This window comes from Dyadobacter alkalitolerans DSM 23607, from assembly GCF_000428845.1.
In the GTDB taxonomy this organism is placed as follows: Bacteria; Bacteroidota; Bacteroidia; order Cytophagales; family Spirosomataceae; genus Dyadobacter; species Dyadobacter alkalitolerans.
This window is the reverse complement of the sequence record NZ_KE386806.1, coordinates 130,828-151,042: the sequence shown is the minus strand read 5'-3', so window position 1 is coordinate 151,042 and position 20,215 is coordinate 130,828. Positions and strand designations below refer to the sequence as shown.

19 protein-coding genes are annotated in these 20,215 nt (G+C 47.2%); 4 read left to right on the top strand and 15 right to left on the bottom strand.

What is annotated here, in order from left to right:
- Positions 1-255: 255 nt before the first annotated feature.
- Positions 256-627, top strand: a complete 372-nt coding sequence (locus tag G395_RS30790; protein WP_157486862.1) for a hypothetical protein — start codon at positions 256-258, stop codon at positions 625-627.
- Between the two features lie 41 nt (positions 628-668).
- Here the strand turns inward: G395_RS30790 and G395_RS33215 are convergent, their stop codons facing one another.
- The 8 genes from G395_RS33215 to G395_RS0127795 all read right to left on the bottom strand — a co-directional run bounded on the left by G395_RS33215 (position 669) and on the right by G395_RS0127795 (position 4,830).
- Positions 669-806 (bottom strand): type II toxin-antitoxin system RelE family toxin, encoded by a 138-nt coding sequence (locus tag G395_RS33215; RefSeq protein ID WP_084439936.1) that lies wholly within the window; start codon positions 804-806, stop codon positions 669-671.
- Between the two features lie 122 nt (positions 807-928).
- On the bottom strand, positions 929-1,120 hold the full coding sequence (locus tag G395_RS0127825; RefSeq protein WP_026632986.1) for a hypothetical protein: 192 nt from the start codon (positions 1,118-1,120) through the stop codon (positions 929-931).
- An 83-nt stretch (positions 1,121-1,203) separates the two neighbouring features.
- Positions 1,204-1,563, bottom strand: coding sequence for a DUF1304 domain-containing protein (locus G395_RS0127820; RefSeq protein ID WP_026632985.1), 360 nt, complete (start codon positions 1,561-1,563; stop codon positions 1,204-1,206).
- A 43-nt stretch (positions 1,564-1,606) separates the two neighbouring features.
- Entirely contained in the window at positions 1,607-1,927 is a 321-nt protein-coding gene (locus G395_RS0127815) for a type II toxin-antitoxin system PemK/MazF family toxin (RefSeq protein ID WP_026632984.1), read from the bottom strand.
- Positions 1,920-2,150: a hypothetical protein gene (locus G395_RS0127810; RefSeq protein ID WP_026632983.1), complete on the bottom strand. Its 231-nt coding sequence runs from the start codon at positions 2,148-2,150 to the stop codon at positions 1,920-1,922. Before G395_RS0127810 ends, G395_RS0127815 begins: the two co-directional genes overlap by 8 nt.
- A 155-nt stretch (positions 2,151-2,305) precedes the next feature.
- Complete coding sequence (locus G395_RS0127805) at positions 2,306-3,052, bottom strand: ThuA domain-containing protein (RefSeq protein ID WP_026632982.1); 747 nt, start codon at positions 3,050-3,052, stop codon at positions 2,306-2,308.
- Positions 3,053-3,126: 74 nt separating this feature from the next.
- Positions 3,127-4,443 (bottom strand): BNR-4 repeat-containing protein, encoded by a 1,317-nt coding sequence (locus G395_RS0127800; protein WP_026632981.1) that lies wholly within the window; start codon positions 4,441-4,443, stop codon positions 3,127-3,129.
- Positions 4,444-4,464: 21 nt separating this feature from the next.
- On the bottom strand, positions 4,465-4,830 hold the full coding sequence (locus G395_RS0127795; RefSeq protein WP_026632980.1) for a winged helix-turn-helix transcriptional regulator: 366 nt from the start codon (positions 4,828-4,830) through the stop codon (positions 4,465-4,467).
- Between the two features lie 80 nt (positions 4,831-4,910).
- Between G395_RS0127795 and G395_RS0127790 the strand changes: the two genes are divergently transcribed.
- Positions 4,911-5,801, top strand: a complete 891-nt coding sequence (locus G395_RS0127790; RefSeq protein WP_026632979.1) for an NAD(P)H-binding protein — start codon at positions 4,911-4,913, stop codon at positions 5,799-5,801.
- Positions 5,802-5,888: 87 nt separating this feature from the next.
- On the opposite strand, the gene G395_RS0127785 is transcribed toward G395_RS0127790, so the two are convergent.
- From G395_RS0127785 to G395_RS0127770, 4 genes are all read right to left on the bottom strand, one after another.
- Positions 5,889-9,347, bottom strand: a complete 3,459-nt coding sequence (locus G395_RS0127785) for a PVC-type heme-binding CxxCH protein (protein WP_026632978.1) — start codon at positions 9,345-9,347, stop codon at positions 5,889-5,891.
- Between the two features lie 79 nt (positions 9,348-9,426).
- Positions 9,427-10,656 carry a GDSL-type esterase/lipase family protein gene (locus tag G395_RS0127780; protein ID WP_026632977.1) on the bottom strand — a complete coding sequence of 410 codons (1,230 nt, stop codon included), beginning with the start codon at positions 10,654-10,656 and terminating at the stop codon, positions 9,427-9,429.
- A 142-nt stretch (positions 10,657-10,798) separates the two neighbouring features.
- Positions 10,799-11,710, bottom strand: a complete 912-nt coding sequence (locus G395_RS0127775; RefSeq protein WP_026632976.1) for a helix-turn-helix domain-containing protein — start codon at positions 11,708-11,710, stop codon at positions 10,799-10,801.
- A gap of 3 nt (positions 11,711-11,713) precedes the next feature.
- A complete protein-coding gene (locus tag G395_RS0127770; protein WP_026632975.1) occupies positions 11,714-12,721 on the bottom strand; it encodes an aldo/keto reductase in 1,008 nt (335 codons plus the stop codon).
- Between the two features lie 158 nt (positions 12,722-12,879).
- Between G395_RS0127770 and G395_RS0127765 the strand changes: the two genes are divergently transcribed.
- Positions 12,880-15,483 (top strand): vWA domain-containing protein, encoded by a 2,604-nt coding sequence (locus G395_RS0127765; protein ID WP_026632974.1) that lies wholly within the window; start codon positions 12,880-12,882, stop codon positions 15,481-15,483.
- 35 nt (positions 15,484-15,518) lie between these two features.
- On the opposite strand, the gene G395_RS0127760 is transcribed toward G395_RS0127765, so the two are convergent.
- Positions 15,519-17,873 (bottom strand): ABC transporter permease, encoded by a 2,355-nt coding sequence (locus G395_RS0127760; RefSeq protein ID WP_026632973.1) that lies wholly within the window; start codon positions 17,871-17,873, stop codon positions 15,519-15,521.
- 233 nt (positions 17,874-18,106) lie between these two features.
- Between G395_RS0127760 and G395_RS0127755 the strand changes: the two genes are divergently transcribed.
- Positions 18,107-19,138 (top strand): SGNH/GDSL hydrolase family protein, encoded by a 1,032-nt coding sequence (locus G395_RS0127755; RefSeq protein ID WP_035362240.1) that lies wholly within the window; start codon positions 18,107-18,109, stop codon positions 19,136-19,138.
- A 15-nt stretch (positions 19,139-19,153) separates the two neighbouring features.
- Here G395_RS0127755 and G395_RS0127750 read toward each other — a convergent pair whose 3' ends face one another.
- Positions 19,154-19,717 (bottom strand): DUF4256 domain-containing protein, encoded by a 564-nt coding sequence (locus G395_RS0127750; RefSeq protein WP_026632971.1) that lies wholly within the window; start codon positions 19,715-19,717, stop codon positions 19,154-19,156.
- Between the two features lie 113 nt (positions 19,718-19,830).
- The gene (locus tag G395_RS0127745) at positions 19,831-20,211 is read right to left on the bottom strand and encodes a DoxX family protein (RefSeq protein ID WP_026632970.1); all 381 of its coding nucleotides are present in this window, start codon (positions 20,209-20,211) and stop codon (positions 19,831-19,833) included.
- Positions 20,212-20,215: the final 4 nt, after the last annotated feature.

Below are 20,215 nucleotides of genomic sequence, written 5' to 3'. Positions count from 1 at the left end.
CGGCCGTAACAACAAAATCAGCGCCTAGCATCTGTTTAGGATCACAATAAATTGCACTATTCCACCAAACACCTTCAACATCAGAAGAACTTCCCCATCTTCAACAGTTCCCATAAACTATTGACACACAACCTGCGTTTATAACTTTGAGCGACTAATACAGCCGCTTCAAAACTCAAAACATCTCCGTTCATTTATAACTTTTACAACAAACAGATGAACAGCATACGGAGCGGAGATACAAACACAGAAATCATGATAAGATTAAAAAATTCCCTCAGAGAAAATAAGAAGCAAGCGCAAGGAAGCGGATTGACAAGAAACCGTTACTCTGTGCTTTACACACTAAAAGGCCAGTATCAGCATGTAGGATGTTCGTCGGAGGAAGAGGCGCAGCAGGTGTTGGGGATGTTGATGACGGATGGCAACCGAATTCCGGTTGGGATTTATGATGCTCACGAGGATTCATTTGAGTGGGAGATCGTTGGCCAGTATTTGCATAGCCAGGATTTAATGAGCGATGCGGAAGAACGTTTGCAAGAAGTCCTGACGGTTTCACGTTCACTCCGCAGAAGAGATTCCAGCTGGGAGCCTGGTTACCTGCAAAAACCTAGCTTTTTTGCATAACAACTTAATATAAACAATGGGCGTGACAAGTACGCCCATTGTTATTGGTCATAGACGTCTTTTCTGTCACCCACCGCAACAACCATAATTAGTAATTTCCCATCATTTACTTCGTAAAGAATCCGATAGTTTCCTGCTCTCGCACGAAAAACGTTTTCGGACCCTTTTAGCTTTTTAATTCCTGCTTAACAGGAACGTTTATTAAGGAATCGATTTTTGCGAGAATTTGCCGAACGGCAGTTGCAGGTAATTTGGAAAGTTCTTTCAGTGCACGTTTCTCATACTGAACCGTGTAAGTCATTTAAATCTTACCATTTTTCCGTAAAAACTCCATTGCCTCGGTTTGTGACACAAATTCTCCATCCTTACGCTCTTCGTAAAGTATTGTGTCAATCAAATCTTCAACAAGGTCAGTTTTGACGTTGGCATTGATTGTAATCCGCTTAACTTTTCCTTTTGATGTGTATTCCGTTTTTATACCTGCCAATTTCATCAGATAGTATTGTTTGCTTGAACCAATTAGGATTTTGAATAGAATAAAAAAATCTTCAAGCGATGATTACGCACTGCGTTCAATCACATGTGCAACACCACCAAAGCCGCAATCGCTGGTAAAGCCTGCACGAAAAAGATCTTCTTGCTGGCTGTAACGGCCCCATAAATCCCAGCCACAATCACGCAGGTCAGGAAGAAAATGGCGATGTGGAATGCCCAGTGACCTTCGAGAAAAAAATACCAGATCAAGCCGGCTGCCAGAAATCCATTATAAAGGCCTTGGTTGGCGGCTAGGGTCTTGGTGGGCTTGAACAATTCCGGGGCTAATGAGCCTTTAAATACTTCCTTCCCTTTGGTTTCCCAGGCAAACATTTCAATGTAGAGAATGTAAAGATGTTCGAGCGCCACGAGGCCAACGAGGATTTTGCCGAGGATTTCCATGAAGGATTGCGTTAGATTTATGACTTTGCCTTACTGCCTTTTGTTAGGCCAACTGTAATATGATTTTGAGCTTTGTATCGAGATATGAAAGCTCGGCATCTGAAAGTTTGCCCAATAAGCCCTTGGCCAATGTTCTGTCGAGGGTTGCGATTTTACTGGTTCTTACCAGTGACATTTTCCGTAGTCCGCTTACGGTGCTTGGATTAAGCGGAACATCTGTTGTCTCTTGCCAGCCTAACTGAGAAGTGATGAAGCAGACGGTCAAATCAAGGGTGCTTTCTGCAAGGACCACGGCTGGCCTTAATTTACCACTACTTAAATCTGTAAAGGGAAAAGTGATCAATACAATGTCGCCTTTAGCCATTATACACTTCCTTCAAGTCGGCAACAGAATATAAATCTTCATCCTTATCCAAAAAATCAAAGGAAGAACCATTGGAGATCAAGCTTTGGATCTCATTTGTTAGCTGGCGCTCTTCATATCGCTTTCTTACCAAATCTGCAAATTCGAAAATTTCCTCGGCCTTGTCGTCTGGCAATTGGTTAATGGCCTCGATCGTACGCTCGATGATCGCCTGTTTTGTCATGATTTTATAGTTTGTGTATCTCAAATATAAGCATTGCCTGAGTGACGTCAAAGAAACGTATTTTTCTCAGTCAAATCAAAACACAAACGGCTGCATTATTGGAATCTGTTACCAATCATGCAGCCGCATAAAATCTATTTTAATCTAATATTATATCATTTCATCCCTTTCCCAGTTGCTGCCCAGTAAATGCCGCCATATAGGTGATCCAAGAACGATTGATCCGAATAAACCAAACCAATGTGGCCCAGGCCGGTGTAGAATGCGCGGCCGCCGTCGTAGTTGTGATACCAGGACATAGGGTGTTCGGCGCCCATCCCGGTGCCTTGGTTGGTTTTTGGATCGTAAGATTTTTCGTCCAGGGTGATCAGGATTTTAAGGTCGTCGGCGTTGTATGGTTTTTTGTATTCGTACCATTCGTCGGTCCAAAGCAGGCGTTTTGGGAAGCGTTCCAGGCCTGGAAAATTGCTGTCTTTTACGTCCAAAAATGCCGTTTGCTGTGCAGGGTGAGTTTTGAAATACATCCCTACCAACTTGCCGTACCAGGCCCAATCGTACTCTGTATCTGCTGCGGAGTGGATCCCTACATAGCCTTTTCCGCTTTTAATGTATTTTTCAAATGCCGCTTGCTGCGCGTCGTTCAGCACGTCGCCGGTGGTGTTAAGGAAGATAACGGCTGCGTAGTTGGCCAGGCTTTTGTCGTTGAAAACGTCTGCGTTTTCCTGCCAGTCGACCGAAAAATTGTGGCGGGAGGCGAGGTTGCGGATTCCGGATACGCCTTCGTGGATGGAAACGTGGTGAAAACCAGCTGTTTTGGTAAATAATAAAACTTTAAACTGCTGCGCCTGGGCGTATGCCGCGCTCACGATGACGAGAAGCAGTGGCAGTAATTTTTTGAACATAATGTTTTGAGATTCGTTGTTTAAACGGGGAATTTGTAATTACTATTAAAACAAAAAGCGCACAGAATATACTTTCAGCGGGCGGTCAAATCTTTCCAGACAATGCGCGTGTCGTAATCCGTATAGTGCACATATTTCCGGTTTTCCATCCAGAAGAGCACATTTTTGTCGCCTTTCTTTTTATAGCGCGGGATAACAGGACGAACATTGTCCAGCTCCGAATTTCGGGTAACGGGCGTTATTTTCCAGGTTTTACCAAGATCGCGTGTTTCGCCTTTTGAGATCTCAAACACATCCCTAACCTCGTGCGAAAAATAGACAATGGAAGGATCCAGCGGATCAATTGTCAGGCCGCCGGAGTAGTTTTCTTCGCGCTCCTTTTTGCCTTCGGGCGTTTGCGGAAACCACTTTCCGGAGTCGATCAAATGATGGTCGTTCCATTTTTTACCATCAAAAACAGTGTAGTAATATTGATGATTTTCATTGGTAGGATAGCGCGTGTAAGCGACTACGGGCCTTCCTTTTGGATCAATCACAATGTCGAATATCCAGGCTTTGCCCGTTTCGGGTGTGGCTTTGTAAACAACTGTGGCATCGGACGGATGAAAGGGCAGCTGATCAATGTTCGCAATTTTAGTGCCGTCTGCGCGCCAGAATGCGTTTTTTTCATAATAACAATAATAGACCGAATTCAGCGGCTCAGCATTAGGGTGGCCGTCCGTGAAAAGCAGGTGGATTTTTGATTTGCCATCGGAATAATATTTGACGTAAGGCCGGTTATTGGTGTCCAAAGCCTTGGAAGTGATCACCACCACGGGATCAGACCAGGTTTTACCATTGTCAGTGGATGTGATGAAATTAGGCTTAAAGCCTATCCAACGGCCAAAACTATAAACCTTGTCGTTTTCTGCACTTAACAGGAACGGATTCGCGTATGTGTAAGTCTCGCGCTTGAATTTGGCGAGTAACGCAGGCGTTTGCGGTTTGAAAATAATGGAATCAGAGAATGTTGTGATATCCAGAGGTTTCAATGTAGTGTTCTGAATCACGCCCATGCCGTCTTTGCTTCCGCCGTGCCAGGTGTATTGGGTCAAGATGCGGTTGTCGGGCAGTTGCAGGAATGCTGGATTGTCGTGATCGTCTATTTCGAGTTTGGTATAAAGCGTTTTCTGAGCGGTGTTGCCGGATTTGAGATCCAATGACGCCGCAACAATGTCGCCGGTTTTAGTTACCCATCCTGTGACAACCTGCCCATTTTTATCATTTGTATAAATGGCCCGCGGATCGCTGAACCAGCACCAGGCACCGTCTTCGGTCAATGTGGACACGTTCTGCGCATTGAGCTTGACCGACAAGCACACAAATGCCAGTAATAGGAGGCGGATTTTCATCTTTTATTTTTATTAAACAACTTAAACAAACGCTTGTCTCTTCATATCCTTAAAAGCCCACTCTGCCATGGCCTGGATCACGGGTTGGAGGTCCCGGCCTGAGTCCGTGAGCGTGTAAGTTACGAAAGGAGGCACAACCGGCCGCGCTTCGCGGATCAGTAATTTGTCATTTTCAAGCTGTTTGAGATGCTGGATGAGCATTTTCTCCGTAATGTGCGGCATCTCCTTCTTGATCTCCGAATAGCGCTTGCTGCCCGCCAGTAAGTGATACAATATAATGGGTTTCCAATGGCCGCCGATCTTGTTCATCACATAAGTGACCGGGCATTCCTGCATCACAATCTCCCGGTTGGCATTGTATGTCGAGCTTTCTTTGATCTTTGTCATGTATACATACTTTGGGGTAAGTACTTGTAGAAAAGTAAGTACAAATATAGCTTTGCAACATCATTAAACAAAAAAAGAACATGAAATATATCATCACAGGATCACTCGGAAATATCAGCAGACCCGTTACAAAAAACCTGGTTGCAGCCGGACACGACGTAACTGTTGTCAGCAGCAGCGCAGACAAAAAATCAGCAATCGAATCCCTCGGCGCAACAGCCGCCATTGGTTCTGTAACCGACACAGCATTTTTGAAAGAAACACTTCAAAACGCAGAAGTGGCGTACCTGATGATCCCAAGCGATTTCGCTCTTAAAGATTATGCACAATTCCAGCTCGAAGTGGCTGACAAATATGTGGAAGCACTAAAAGGCAGCAACATTAAGCACATCGTGCTCCTCAGCAGCCTGGGTGCGCAAATGCGGAAAGGCGCAGGTCCGATCGATGCCTTGGGTTATCTCGAAGAAAAATTGCTGGCACTTCCCGACCTGAATGTAAATTTCCTGCGCCCCTCCTACTTCTTCTCCAACCTGTTCAGCCTCGCCGGCATGATCAAGCACGCGGGCGTTGCAGGAAATAATTTCGGTGACACGGATGAAAAGCTAGTCCTGACCCACACCGACCACATTGCTGAGGTTGCAACGGCAGCATTACTAAACCCCACCGAAGGGAAAAACGTCACCAACATTGCCAACGACGAGCGCCATCCAAGCGAAATCGCTGCAATCCTGGGCAACGCAGTCGGTAAAGAAAACACACCCTGGATCACATTCTCCGACCAAGACGCCTACAACGGAATGCTCGGAGCCGGCCTGAACGAAAGCTTCGCAAAACTCTACAAGGAAATGGGCCAGGCACTAAGAAGCGGCCAAATGCAGGAAGAATATTGGAAAAACCGCCCCGAGCAGCTGGGCAGCTATAAGCTGGAAGACTTTGCGAAGGAGTTTGCTGGGGCGTATGCGGGAATGTAATAATTGCAAAAGCGCCTGGAAGCAGTAACACAAAAAGCGACCCTGAACATCCAGGGTCGCTTTTGCATTAATAATACCACTTTCCTATCATTTCCCCATTCGCAAGCGCGTCTGTGCTCCGCCGTCTGCGTCTTTTAATGCTATTTTTAAACCACCGTCTTTTACCGCGCTCCGGTCGATGACTAGCGTAACTTGCTGGATGCCCGGGGCTAGGTTGGTCGTAATGTTGTCGCCTGACATTTTGATGGGTTTGTTAGCGATATAGGCCGTGACTCCGTTTGAGATGTTTGAGGTTAATGTTACGCTGCCTTTTGTTAAGACCTCAATTTCAAAACGGACAACGCTGAATGATTTGCCGGCCGTGGTTTCCACAACGGGCACTTCGTCGAGTGGCAACTCTCCTGAGACTTTGCTGTAAACGGGTGCGTAAATAACTTTTGCGCTTTTTGTTACAGTAAATGCACCTTCGCTCATTCTGTTGGCAGTTTGTTTATCAGCTGTGACACTTTCCCAGCGTCTTACGAACCTGGTGTTGGGCACGCGGAAGTCACCGGATTCTCCCATTTTTGTTAAGAAGCCGACTAAATTGATGAATTCAGTCTGGTCGAGGCTGGCGGTGAGGCCGGGGGGCATGAGGGAGCCCGGGACTTTTTCCATCACTTGCAGCTGGCTCTTGGCAATGGAAACCTCCTTACCCGTCACGTCACGTATAATCACCTCCGATGCGCCGTCGCTGGCCAGGTAACCCAACATTTCAGAGCCATCTTTCTTCACGACACGTTTCAGGTCATAACCTTCTTTGATCGATAAATTTGGATAAAGAATGGAGCGGATAATGGTTTCAGGTGGTGAGCTGGTTCCCAAGCTGCTCAAATCCGGCCCGATCAGACCACCTGCGCCACCAATGGCATGGCAAGTTGTGCAGCTAGCCTCAGCCCTGCGAAAAATTTGTTCCCCTTTTGCAGGATCTGCCTTTTCCCTTACAAGTTTGGCGAGGCCTGCGATTTGGTCATCATTCAGGTCCTGCGGCATTTTCTGTGTTGGCATTGAGCCGCCTGAGGCTTCCAGTGCTTTTTTGAGTGCGAGCATCTCATCGATGTTCTGACGCGTCCATCCGGCGCGCGTTTGTACAAGGCGACGACCGGCTTTGGCCGTGGCTTCCGGGATTTTCTTGGCCGCTATGGCGTCAGCTAATGCAGCTGCGCCGGAGTTGGTTGAGATAAATGCCATGAAAAGATCGCTCATATCGGTATCGGCAGGCAATGTCCGCATCAGTTCTGACCCAATGCGCGCTGCCTCTTTGGGATCCAGTTTAGCCAATTGCGCGGCGGCGATCATACGCACTTCCGGTGCATTCTTTGCACCAGTCATATTCACCGTTAGTTTGGTCGCCTTTTCCTTATCAATGGCTGTTAATGAGGCCAATGCTGCCTTTTTCGTACTTGGCGTGCCTGACTGTATCAAGCCCGTCAGGCGCTCGTTCAGTTGCGTCAATTTCCAGAGACCGATCAACCGGATTGCGCTCAGGCTTACGGCTTCGTCGTCGTTACCAATGAATTCCGCGATTCGCTCGGGTGATTTGCCAGGTTTCACATTCCGCTGGCCAGCAGCATCTTCCAATGCGGCCAGCTGGGCAGCAGCGTTTTTATCCTTGCTGGTTAGTGCAAGATCCAGCAGCATATTAAGGTCAGACGGCTGCCCCAGCCTTGCAATGCTGGTGAGCACATCTTTCTGATATTCCTCAGGAACCTGGCCTTTTTGATAAAGCTGCACCAGCAGCGACGCAGCTTCGGGACTTGTTGCCGATTTCAGTGCATAAGCCGTTTTCTTGGCATCGCCCAACAGATTCGGTTCCGTTTTCATTTTAGCAAGCCACATTGGCTCCAATTCTCTCACCGTTTGCCACAATGCAAAATCCAGGAATTCATCCATTTGCCCGTCCAGGACAGATAATGCATTTTTTGCGGCATCAGCCGTTTTGGTCTTGCGCAACGCAATCACAGCTTCCATTCTCACCTGTGCATGTTCATCTTTTACTGCCTTAGCAAGCAATGCAGGCACATTCTGCACTTTTGGAAACCATAATTCCAACGCACGCAATGCTGCTGCACGCGCATTATGACTTTTTGCATTCAGCAATTCAAGTAAAATCGGCTGGTTAAATGTTTCGAGCGTCTGATAAACCCAAAGCGCTTCAAGCAGATTGTGCTCGTAATTCACATCATTTTTATCCAAACCTTGCACCCATTTTTCCAAAGCCGGCACCACATCCTGGGCGCCTTTTGCCTTCAAAACCTGCTTAGCCTGCAAGCGTGTCCATTCTTCGGGTAATTTCAATGATTCCAGCAGCTCCGTGGTGCTTGCTTTTGTTAATTGCGGCTTGGTAACCAGCGGACGGTTTTTTGCGACGATCCGCCAGATGCGGCCATGCTGCTGATCGCGGCGCGGGTCGTGAAAATCCACTTCTCCATGCTGGATGATCGGGTTATACCAGTCGGCCACGTATATCGCGCCATCGGGACCCACATTGATATCCACCGGACGGAACGCCACATTGTCGGTCCACATAAGATCGTCTGCCTGTTTTGAAGCGTAACCTGCGCCTTGTTCTTCGAGTTTGAAGCTATTGATCCGGTTGGCGCGGAAGTCGTTGGTGATCATTCTGCCTTGCCATGCGTCGGGCAAATGTTTTCCAGAAACCACATCCAGACCACTGTGTTTGGGCTGACCCGGATTAAGGCCGCGCATGATGCGTGCTGCGCCCGGCGCGGTCACGAATGTTGCTCCCGGAAATCCGTAGTTAATGCCCTCACCGCCTGCTCCATCCGTGAGAAACGATTGTCCCCAACGGTCAAATTGAAGTCCCCAGGGGTTAACCAGGCCTCTTGCATACACTTCCATATCCAGGTTACGCGTATTAAGTGCCCATACACCGCCACCTTCCAGACGTTTTATGCCAAAAGGCGTTTCCACGTGGCTATAAATGTAGATCGACTGGTTGAAATACATCCTTCCTTCCGGTCCCCAGCGGAATGTGTGGATTAAATGGTGCGTATCACCCGTTCCGAAACCGTTCAGCACGCGGCGCTTCTTGTCCGCTTTGCCATCGCCGTCCGTATCCGAAAAATGCAGGATCTCGGTTGAATTGGCCACATATACACCGCCGTCACCCGGCAAAATTCCGGTGGGCTGGATAAGTCCTTCGGCAAAAACAGTTGACTTGTCAGCCTTTCCATCGCCGTCCGTATCTTCCAGAACAAAAATCTTGTCATTAGCAGACTCGCCCGTTTTCAAATGCGGGTAAACCGTGCTGCTCACCACCCATAGGCGCCCTTCCGCGTCCCAGTTCATCTGAATAGGCTTGGCCACCATCGGGTCGGAGGCAAACAATGTGACCTCGAAGCCATCCGCAACCTTGAAGGAAGCGAGTTCTTTCTGAACATCCGGATCAGGATCTTCTTTAATGTTCTGAACCTTATTGGAAGAGCTCGTCAGCAGGATCGTCGCCATAAGCGTCGCTCCATATAGTAACTTGGTTGCTTTCATATTTTTGTAGGCAGCTAGCACCGCCTTTATATCTTTGTAAGTATATCTAATAGTTTGTCAGCCCGAGCGGAGCCGAGGGCTAATCCATTTTTCTCAACTCATACACCACTTCCTTAGGCCCGCTGTTGAGGATGATCTGGCCTTCGAGCCATTTGATCAGGATGTTTTGCTCTTCGAGACCTTTAACGTGACGGCCCTGCTCGTAACGGCGGAAACCAATGATGTAAGTTTGGTTCAAAGGACGATATTGAAAGAAGTGTAATTCGTTCTTTTTCAGTATCATATTACGGATTTCAGCAACCTTGGCAAATTGAGGGCCTTGCTTTATTTCAACACCCTTTTCCCAATCCTTCGCTGATGCGGACGCTACCTGATCGTTTTCTGAAAACAATGTATAATAGCCCTTTTTCAAACCTGATATCCTCACTGTCCGGGCATTATCTGTGATCCAGTCAGCGGATTTGGGTGAAGGCAACGGCAGATATTTGTCATCAACCGCAAATCTGGCTAAAACACCCTTCCTATCCGGGATTAATGAGCGGCCATTGGAAACTTCGGCTTTATCATTGGCGATGTTAACGGCCGTTGTGGCTTTTGCAGCATCCAGGCCCAGCGCTCTTTCAAGTGTTGTGGCCAGATGGTAATAACCCAGCTCATTCAGATGCACTGTATTTTCAATGATAGAATCCTTTTTACTGGCGTTCAGGATCGGGTTGTAAATGTCGATAAATTGCTTTTTGCGCTGCGCTGCTACTTCCGAAATGGCTTTGGAATACAATTCTAGATCTGCATTGCGCTGGCCGATGCGTTGCGCGGTGTCGCTGGAAACGACCGGGATCGTGGATAGCAAAATAGCCTGTGCGCCAAGCGCTTCGATCTTGTCCAGAAGCTTGTTCAAACCTTCCTTGAAATGTGGCAAGCCAGCTTGTCCTTCCTGCGCTTCCACGCCGCCGTAACCCAGGAAAACAACCGTTGGCTGGGCCTTGGTAATGTCCTCCATCAAATGTTCGTAAGGCGTGGGCGGGTTGGTGTAAGTGCTTCTTCCCTCTCCCCAAACATTGTCGCCCGTCCAGCCCAGGTTCCTGAATGTCACGCCCTTATCTGCAAAACGGGTGGTCAGGGCGAGTTCCAGATAACCATACTGAAAATCGTTTTCAAAAATGGAACTGCCCAGGAATACGACCCGGTCGCCGTCTTTCAATGTAAAGGCTGTTGCGGGTCTTGTCTGGGCGTAAAGGGAAGGGATTGGTAATGTACTGAACAGGAATAAAATATAGCCAAATACAGCGGCTATCCGGGTCTTTCTCATGCATTCTGGATTTAGGATTATTATTTTATAATCTATAAAGTAGAATGCGGAGATAAGTTAACCGTTGAGGGGCATAAATATATGCCCGCACAGCCTTACAACGACCGTCTAAAGTCAGGCTGTGCGGGCATTGCATTGAGGATCAGTTGAATGACTGCCTGAATTCCAGCGGTGAAAGCGCCGTTTTGCGTTTGAAGATTTTGTTAAAAGACTGCGGATGCTCGAAACCCAGCTGATAGGCTATCTCCGCAATAGAAAGATTGGTGGTGCTCAAAATGCCTTTTGCCTTCTCAATAAGCTTATTATGAATGTGTTGCTGCGTATTAAGTCCCGTGTAAGTGCGCAGCATATCGCTCAGGTAATCGGGCGAGACATTCAGTCTTAATGCCACATCTTTCACAGTCGGCAATGCCAGGTTTGCGTTGTTGCTGAAATGTTCGTCCAGCAATTCTTCGAGCTTCACGAGCATGTCGTTATGCGCGGCTTTGCGCGTGATAAACTGCCTGTGATAGAAACGATCGGCATAATTGAGCAGCACTTCTATTTGCGAAATGATAACGCGCTGGCTAAAATTATCAATGTTGGCTTTGTATTCCTGCTCAATGTTTTCCAGAATGTTATAAATCACATTCTCCTCTTTTTTGGATAAATAAAGCGCCTCATTAACGGCATAGGAGAAGTATTTATAATTTTTGATCTCCTTCGCAAGCGGATAACCCAGCAGGAAATCGGCATGGAACATCAGCATAAACCCCGAGCAAGGCCTGTCGTTCCGCTCCTCCCAGCAAAGCTGGCCGGGTGAAATAAACGACAAGACGCCTTCGTCAAAATCATAATAACTCTGCCCGTAACGGACCTTGCCCTGAAAGTCCTTCTTCACCGCAATCATGTAGAAATCGAGCACACAACCGTCGCTGAGGTCGATGGGAGAATTGTAGATCTCGTCAAACCGCACAACGCTAACCATCGGATGCTCGATTTCCTTAATGCCATACATGCGATGGATTTCCCCAATGGAGCTGATTACCAGCGGACTATTCCTTTGCTTTTTCATATATTATTCGTCAATCCAGCCCATTCCGGCCTCGTCGTAACGTGCGCCTGTAACACCCAAGGGCACAATGCTTTCCAGGTTTGTCACTTCCGCTTCTGTTAATACAATGTTTGCGGCGGCAATGTTCTCTTCAATATATTTCACGCGCTTCGTTCCCGGAATCGGCAGATGTCCTTTTGCAATGACCCATGCAATGGCAAGCTGCGACGCGGTAACGCCTTTTTCCAGGGCCATCTTTTCGATCGCATCGGCCAGTTCGAGGTTTTTGTAAAATTGCTCTCCCTGAAAACGCGGGATCGAACGTCTGAAATCATTGGCAGGGAAATCGTCCGGGCTTTTGATCCTTTCACCAGAAATAAATCCACGTCCCAGCGGCGAATAAGCTACGAAACCAATGCCTAACTCCTGCAAAGTATCCAAAATTCCGGCTTCTTCCACCGTTCTTTCAAACAAAGAATATTCTGTTTGCAATGCTGTGATCGGATGCGTAGCATTTGCTTTCCGAAGCGTTTGGGAGGAAACCTCTGAAAGACCCAGATAACCCACTTTTCCTTCCTTAACCAGCTCTGCCATAGCACCAACTGTGTCTTCGATGGGCACATCAGGATCCAGGCGGTGCAGGTAATACAGGTCAATGTAATCTGTACCCAGATTTTTCAACGAACGCTCAACGGCTTTTCTGACATAATCCGGCTTCCCATTGAATTTCCAGGTAAGCTGTTCATTATCATCAATTTCAAAACCAAATTTCGTGGCGATAATGTAACTGTCGCGATTGCCTTGAATCGCTTTTGCAATGAGCCGTTCATTCAATAGCGGGCCGTAAAGATCGGCTGTGTCCAGGAAATTCCCGCCGAGTTCCAGCGAGCGGTGAATGCTTCTGATCGCCTCGTCTTCGTCTGCTTTCCCGTAAACATCAGCGCCTGCAATCTGCGTCATGCCCATGCAACCCAGTCCTATATTGGGCACTACCAGGCCCTGGCTTCCTAAATTTACTGTTTTAATGTTCATCTTTTTTTGCTTTTAGTACAATACAAAACTACCGTAAACTAAAAATCGGGCTGTATCCAAATCAGGGAAGGTTGTATCCAAAAGCCGGGATGCCATTTTTACATGAATTTTCCGACATTCGTGCCTTGTCAACCGATACACTGCATACATTATACAGCATGAGATACTGCTATGTTTTCCTGATCATTCTCGTTATGAAATTCACTGCCGCACACGCCCAAACGGAAGCGCCCATCCAATCGCTGAACCATTATGTGACCTTCCTGGACAAATCGTCCGAATCGCTCATCGCACGTTTTAAAATGCTGGCCGGCTATCAGGACGCAGTAAGCCGGTATAGCAAAAGGCCCGTTTCGGAGCTGAGATTATCCTCTTCGGGACCATTGGAAGATTATTATTTCAAAAAAGCAATGACCGTAAATGGCTTGCCAGCTGCGGAAATGGATCATCTGAACAAAAAAGCAAGGGTGATCTGGGATTTGCTTAATGAGATAGACGTTGCTTTCAAAGAGCTGGAAACGCATGTGCGCCTGAAAGCGTATCAAAAAGATAACCTCAAACAATCCGATGAATATGTAACTAAAATCCAGCCGTTGTTTGAACGGTTCAGCCTGGAGAAAGATGCCCTTTACAACCAAGTGCGGCAGATTTACCGAAAGCACCAAGCCTCCTCCGCTACCGACCCTTATTTGCTTACGGAAGAAGCAATGCATCAAGTGATCCTAAGTCAACGTGCTTTACTCGATTCACTACCCTACCATTTAAAAGAAGAAACACCTGCCGACTCGCCGGTAGAAACCATCCGGCAAAGCATGCTGGCCGACGAAAAGTTTCTCGAAACCATTAATAACACCTTGCCCATGCTCGAGTATCCGGCTGATGATATGTTAATCGCATTCAAAGCGGCCATTAGCTCGATGCAATCATTAAAAGGCCGGGCCGTTGATGACTACACGTTTGCGGCAAAGCAATCCGCCGAGCATGGAAATCGCTATTATGTGCTGCTGATGAACCAGTTTAATCAGGATCTGCTGGCATTTCACAAGTCTTTCGTCAATTACAGCCAAACCAAACGCAGGCTGCTTTATTACCCGGCGTTCAGCCCGGCCTTTGCAAAAGAAAAAGCGCTGAAAGAAGATAAAAACACGTCCGGCACCGCTCCGTTTGAAGACAAGCCCTTCCTATCTTTTAAAACCAAAAAGGCGACCGAGCCTGCGCCTCCACCATTGCTTCGGACATTGAATGATTACATTGAATTTGTGAATGAGTCGCTGCGGCAGATGCATTTGTTGCAACTGACGCTTCGCCAGTATCAGTCTTCCGCTGAGTATTATCGCAATCCTGTGAGGAGCAGTTCGCGCGCCAGCCTGGAATATTCGCACGAAAAATTTATAATTCCCACCTCCGCATATGCCTTGCTGATCACCGCCAGTAAGGCCGTTCCCGAGCCCTACCGCGCTTCCATTAATACACAAACAGAAGTGCTCATGAATGTGCTGAAAGAAATGGACGGTTTAAGCATAGAACTGATCGCTTATACAACCGAAAAGCAATATCTGAATGACCAGTTACAGCGTTCAGATGCGATTCTGGATCGCTACCTTACACTTTTCGACACATTTGACAAAAAGAAGGAACAGCTTTATAATGACGTTCGCCGCATTTATGAAATGTATCCGCATGCGGACCCTAAAAGTTCATGGATTGTTGCCGGGAAGGCATTGCAGGCAGCCATGGACGATGATCGGGATGTTTTGTTTGGCATAAAGGCATGGCTAAGACACGAAACCGCAGACATTCCTCCGACGGCCAAGATCGAAGATCATATGCAGCAACTGATCAAGGACGAGTATCAAAATTTGAATGGATTACAGCGATACGGCCGCAGCAATGGCCTTTGCCCCTACTCTCCTTACGAAGATCTGGCGGCGAATTCGGGGCGCTTTGCTGAATTGACCCAAAAGGTGAAGAACGTTTCGCCGGGAGTGACGCAACATCCTTTCGAGTCGTTTTACTATTTCTATAATAATGAGCTGGTTTATCAGTACAACAAGTTTGTAGAATTGGCCAAAGGAGGTTTGCTTAAAATGGTTAACCAGCCGGATCTTTTTGTTTTTTCAAAATTGGATCATTCAAAAAAAGATCAATCCAATACGATTGTTCCGGCAAAAGCGATGGCTCCGGAGCATGTTGTTACCCGCTCTCTGGACGGCTTTGCAGCGAATAATATGGTGCTTTTGCTGGATGTGTCTTCGTCCATGAATTCGCCTTACAAAATGCCGCTTTTGAAACGTTCCATCAAATCCCTCCTGACATTGTTACGGCCCGAAGACCAGATTTCAATTGTGCTTTATTCAGGTAAAGCCCGCGTTGTCCTGAAACCAACTTCCGGCTCCAAATCTGCCGAAATCGCTCGGATGATCGATTTATTACAATCGGATGGGGATACCGACGGCAATGAGGGGATTAAGCTGGCCTACAAAACGGCCAATAAACAATACATTCGTGGCGGCAATAACCGGATCATTCTGGCCACCGACGGTGAATTCCCGGTAAGTGACGAAGTAATGGAAATGATCAGCCAAAATGCCCGGCAGGACCTTTATTTAACAATTTTTACATTTGGCAGACATGCCAATACAGGTCAGAAACTTAAAAAACTTAGCCAGGCGGGCAAAGGAACATACGCACACGTGACCGAGGAAACGGCTGATCTGCAACTCATTACTGAGGCGCAAGGCAAGCGGCTTGCTACTGAATAACATGCCGCCAACCACCCATTTGAGCGTGTGAACATTTACTCATTACCAAGCGCTTCCACCGGATTGCCAGTCGCGGCTTTATAAGTTCTGGTGCTGATGATCAGCCCGCCGAGCAGCAAAAGCACGCCGAAGCAAAGGCCCAATGTTTCGAAACCAATGCTGACATGGTAGGCAAAGTTGAACAAAAACGCGTACCCAGCCAGATATCCGAGTGGCAATGCAATGGCGCCTGCAATGGTGAGTAGTTTTACAAAATCGCGGGACAAAAGCCAGATGATCTGTGCGACTTCTGCGCCCATTACTTTTCGGATGCCCACCTCCTTAATGCGGGTTTGGGTGTTATAGGTAACCATTCCGAGAAGTCCGAGGCAGGCGATTGAGAAAGAAATGCCGAGCAGTAAGGCCATGAAGCTGATGTCGTCCATGTGCGCGTGGCGCTCGTAAAGGAAGTCGTCAAACCATTTTCCCTCGAAAGGTTCGTAGGGTTTCAGTTGCTTAAAAATGCGTTTTGTTTCTTCCAAAACCCTCTCCTTCGAACCGGGTGCCACTGCCACATGCATGTAGCGCAAGCCGGACATTTGCGGGCGAATGATCAGCGGCCGGATCTGCCAATTGAAGCTTGTAAACCGGAAATCTTTAACCACACCGGCAATCTGAACTGTGCTGTCATTCAGCCAGATTGATCTGCCAACGGCCGATCTGTTGTCTACAAGATTAAACTTTTTGACCGCTTCCTCATTGATCAGTATTTGCCTGGCGGACGCTGATTTTTTGGATAAATCCTGTCCTGCAACCAATGTTAATTGCAGGGTTTTGGTAAAATCGGGTGCCACGTCGCAGATAAACGACGGGATCGTCTGCTCATCTCCGCGCTTTGTTCGAATGCGATCCGTGGCGCCGTGATGGCCGAATGGTTCAGAAATGCCCGAAACGTGTTCCACGCCGGCCAGTTTGCTTACTTCGTTGGATAACCTTTCGTATGAAATGCTGTTCAACGGAATGTTCAAAACGTTTTTTGTCCGGAATCCGTAGTCGCCCGTTGCCATGTAATATTGCTGTCGCATCATGGTCACGAGGGCGATCATCGCGAGTAAAGAAATACTGAACTGCACGACGATCAATGTCTTACGAAGTGAGATTCCACGAATCACTTTCAGGCCATTGCGGCTGCGCAGCACTTCGGCAGGCTGGAAATTGGAAAGGACTTTGGCAGGGATCATGCCTGCCAGTAACCCGGCTGCAATGCTGAAAGTGATGAAGGCAGCCCAAAGTTTCCAGTCCCAGACCACGCCTCCGATCAGCCATTGCTGTACAAATGCCATCGGCTTCACGAGTTCGAGCATCATATAAGCAAGCATGAGCGCGAGCAAGGAAAGGATCACCGATTCCGCCATGAACTGTCCCAAAAGCTGCCAGCGAAGCGCGCCAGAAGTTTTCCGGATCCCAACCTCACGGGCGCGGCTCATGGACCGGGCTAATGTAAGGTTAATGTAGTTGAATGCAGCCATCAGCAATGTGACCAGCCCGACGGCCATTTCGAGCATCAGTCCGCTGATCTGAGGCTCATAAGTGCTGTTCATTAACTCCTCCATAGCCGGAGAAATATCGGTGAGTGGTTGTGCACGAAAATCAAGGGATTTCACACCACCGCGGGCCAGATTAGCACTTCCCCGCTGGCCGACCGACGGCAGCGTTTCTTCTAGCTGGCCTTCCGAAATGCCCTCTTTTAATAAGATATAAGTGTAGCTTTTGCCGAAATCATTCCAGCCTTTTCCTTCATCAAAAAGGCTCATTTTGTCTGCTGGAAGCGCAAACAGGATATCAAATTTGAGATGGCTGCGAAAAGCCGTGTCGGCAACTACGGCCGCAATAACGGATGGTGCGATCCCCTCCTGCTCCAGAACCTGCCCGACCGGATCCTGTGTGCCAAAAATCTTTTCCGCCGTCGCCTGACTGATTACAGCCGTACCAGGCGCAGCTGGGAATTGTCCTTTCGAAACAAGATAGCCAAATATTTGAAAAAACGATGCATCGACAGCAAAAGTGAGAAAATCAAGGCGCTTATCGTTGCCTTGCACTTCGGCATAAGTCCTGACCACGCGTGCGGCGTTCTCTACGAAACCATAGTCCTTTTTTAGCGTTTCTGCCAGCGGCAATGGTGTTGTAGCGAAGGCCGTTTTATCGTTTTCATTGCTGACCACATCTGTGATAATCCGGTAAATGCGCTCGCCCTTCGGATGAAAATGATCGTAATCGAGAGCTCCTTTGATATGAGCAATGGCGAGGAAACAAACCATCAGGCCCGAAGCCAGGCCAAATATATTGATGAAGGAAAAAAGCCGGTGTTTCCAGATGTTTCTTACCGCAATTTTGAAGTAGTTCTGTAACATATGATCGGTTTAGGTCAAGGACGTTATTTGCTTGCAAAACATTTGTTCCATTGCCAGCGGGTGCCCTTTTCAGCTTCCAATGCTATATTTTGCTATGCTAAACTGTACGCTTTCGGACGGAAGATGTTCGTTTTAGGGTAATACGTTAAATAATTGAAACCAGCCGGTGACACATTCGTTTTGCTTTTTGATAGCCTAAATTCCTTGTTGTGGCATCATTAATGCTTAGGTCAATGAGGCGCGCTTCCTTTTACATTGTTTACTTTCTGATCCTGTTCATTTTCACAGAGCTTGTTTTGAGATCCGCTCTGGCGTTTTTGGGCTATCCTTTTTTAAGGCCTTCTGATTTTCTCTACAAAAAGTTCTATACGAATATGGATGTTTTAAACTCCATGAAGATCAGAAATGATGATGCAATCAAAGATGTGCTGATTCTGGGCGGTTCCGTGATCAGCACGGGATATCTTAATCTGGAACCCAGGCTTGACTCACTTTTGAAACAAAAATATGGAAGCCATGCAAAATTCGCATTTTACAACATTGCAGCTCCTGCCCACACCGCGCTGGATAATCGGATCAAGTACGATTTGCTGGACAAACAAAGGTTTGATCTCGTCATTTATTACGAAGCCATTAACGACACACACGCGAACAACATTCCGCCTGCAAATTTCAAAGACGATTACGCACACATTAAGTGGTATGATGACATTTACCTGCTTTTGGCCCATCCTGAGATCAATGTGACGGTGATTCCCTATTTGTGTGACAAGTTGATACATTATATGAATGATAGGGTTAACCATAAGATTTACCTCAGTCAATATGGTGTGGATCCGGCGTTTGCAAAGTTTGGAGCCCGGGTCCAGAGCGGGAGGGCGTATGAGCGTAACCTGAACAGAATTATCGGAAAAGCGCGCAGTAAGGGAGAAAAATTGCTTCTCCTGAGTTATGCCTCTCATTTTCCCGCCAACTATGCGCTTAAAGGCGATACAAGCGATGTGAAGCACTTTGCCAAATGCAACTTCGCAACCCCTGTCACCATGTGGGGAAGTCCTGGAAATGTTAGAAAAGGAGTGGACAGGCACAATATGATACTCAGGAAATTAGCCCAAACTTACTCCGTCACACTCATGGATATGGAAAAGCGCCTGCCCGCTGACTCTTCGTTATTTTGCGATGTCTGTCATTTGAGCGAGGCTGGTGCGACACGCTTCGCGCAGGAACTTGCCGCATTTATTATTAAGGAAAAACTGCTTGAATAGCCACGGATAAATATTTTAAACCCTGAGCGAACCGCGGAAACCTCTTGCTGCATAATAAGAATCGGCGCCGTTATGGTAAATAAAAACGCGGTCGAAACGCCGGTCACCGAAGATTGCACCTCCTAGTTTTCTGACATTGGCAGGCGTTTTCAGCCAGCTGGATGTTTTCAGATCGAACTTGCCTAATGCCTGCAACTGCTGATATTCTTCTTCCGTTAGCAGTTCTACACCCATTTCGGAAGCCATGTCCATCGCGGTGTTTTCGGGTTTGTTGGCTTTTCTTGACTCCCAGGCTGCCCGGTCGTAACACAGGCTTCTCCGTTCTTTGGGGGTTTCGGGTGAACAATCAAAGAAAATGAATTCGTCCGATTTTTTATCATAACCTACTACATCCGGCTCGCCGCCAGTCACTTCCATTTCGTCCAGCACCCAGAGTTTTTCAGGATCGGCATTCAGTTTAGCCTTGATTTTATTCCAGTCTAAACCTTCGTGGCGGCTTTTATTCTTTTCAAAACGGACTTTTAATGTTTCCAGTAATTCGCTGGTCTGTTGCTCGGATAACTGTTTTTTATCTTTCATAGTAGTTTTTAATGCCACGGATGCACGGATGCACACGAATATTGAATATTAAAGTGATGATAATTTATATTCTAATTTCGGTTGGGGGAAATAACTTTTCTGATAATAGGATGTTAATTGATCGCCGGCAGCTTCCGCGACTCTGGCCTGAAATACCACGAAACAACTGTCAGTACAATTAATAATATTGGCCCGAAAAACTCCTTGGCACCGTCGCCAGCCGCAATGTGAGAAAAGACAGCACCGGACATGGTGAAGAAGAAGCCTGCGTATGCCCATTCTTTGACCAATGGTAGCCTGGGAAGCAGCACTACAACCACACCAAGCATTTTCCATACACCAATGATCGGCAGAAAATAAAGCGGATAACCCAGATTCGTCATCATGTCCACTTCCTCTTTGAGTTTGATGATCTGCACGGCACCGCTGGATACCATGCCTAGTGAGAGCCATACAGTTGCAATCCAGTAAATGATCTTGTTTCTCTTTGTCATGATA

Bases quoted from the DNA above. Each gene is read 5' to 3' on its own strand.
- G395_RS0127750 (WP_026632971.1), bottom strand. From the start codon at position 19,717: ATGAAAGATAAAAAACAGTTATCCGAGCAACAGACCAGCGAATTACTG.
- G395_RS30790 (WP_157486862.1), top strand. From the start codon at position 256: ATGATAAGATTAAAAAATTCCCTCAGAGAAAATAAGAAGCAAGCGCAA.
- G395_RS0127745 (WP_026632970.1), bottom strand. From the start codon at position 20,211: ATGACAAAGAGAAACAAGATCATTTACTGGATTGCAACTGTATGGCTC.
- G395_RS0127765 (WP_026632974.1), top strand. From the start codon at position 12,880: ATGAGATACTGCTATGTTTTCCTGATCATTCTCGTTATGAAATTCACT.
- G395_RS0127775 (WP_026632976.1), bottom strand. From the start codon at position 11,710: ATGAAAAAGCAAAGGAATAGTCCGCTGGTAATCAGCTCCATTGGGGAA.
- G395_RS0127800 (WP_026632981.1), bottom strand. From the start codon at position 4,443: ATGAAAATCCGCCTCCTATTACTGGCATTTGTGTGCTTGTCGGTCAAG.
- G395_RS0127785 (WP_026632978.1), bottom strand. From the start codon at position 9,347: ATGAAAGCAACCAAGTTACTATATGGAGCGACGCTTATGGCGACGATC.
- G395_RS0127790 (WP_026632979.1), top strand. From the start codon at position 4,911: ATGAAATATATCATCACAGGATCACTCGGAAATATCAGCAGACCCGTT.
- G395_RS0127780 (WP_026632977.1), bottom strand. From the start codon at position 10,656: ATGAGAAAGACCCGGATAGCCGCTGTATTTGGCTATATTTTATTCCTG.
- G395_RS0127770 (WP_026632975.1), bottom strand. From the start codon at position 12,721: ATGAACATTAAAACAGTAAATTTAGGAAGCCAGGGCCTGGTAGTGCCC.
- G395_RS0127805 (WP_026632982.1), bottom strand. From the start codon at position 3,052: ATGTTCAAAAAATTACTGCCACTGCTTCTCGTCATCGTGAGCGCGGCA.
- G395_RS0127820 (WP_026632985.1), bottom strand. From the start codon at position 1,563: ATGGAAATCCTCGGCAAAATCCTCGTTGGCCTCGTGGCGCTCGAACAT.
- G395_RS0127795 (WP_026632980.1), bottom strand. From the start codon at position 4,830: ATGACAAAGATCAAAGAAAGCTCGACATACAATGCCAACCGGGAGATT.
- G395_RS0127825 (WP_026632986.1), bottom strand. From the start codon at position 1,120: ATGAAATTGGCAGGTATAAAAACGGAATACACATCAAAAGGAAAAGTT.
- G395_RS0127755 (WP_035362240.1), top strand. From the start codon at position 18,107: ATGAGGCGCGCTTCCTTTTACATTGTTTACTTTCTGATCCTGTTCATT.
- G395_RS0127760 (WP_026632973.1), bottom strand. From the start codon at position 17,873: ATGTTACAGAACTACTTCAAAATTGCGGTAAGAAACATCTGGAAACAC.
- G395_RS0127815 (WP_026632984.1), bottom strand. From the start codon at position 1,927: ATGGCTAAAGGCGACATTGTATTGATCACTTTTCCCTTTACAGATTTA.
- G395_RS0127810 (WP_026632983.1), bottom strand. From the start codon at position 2,150: ATGACAAAACAGGCGATCATCGAGCGTACGATCGAGGCCATTAACCAA.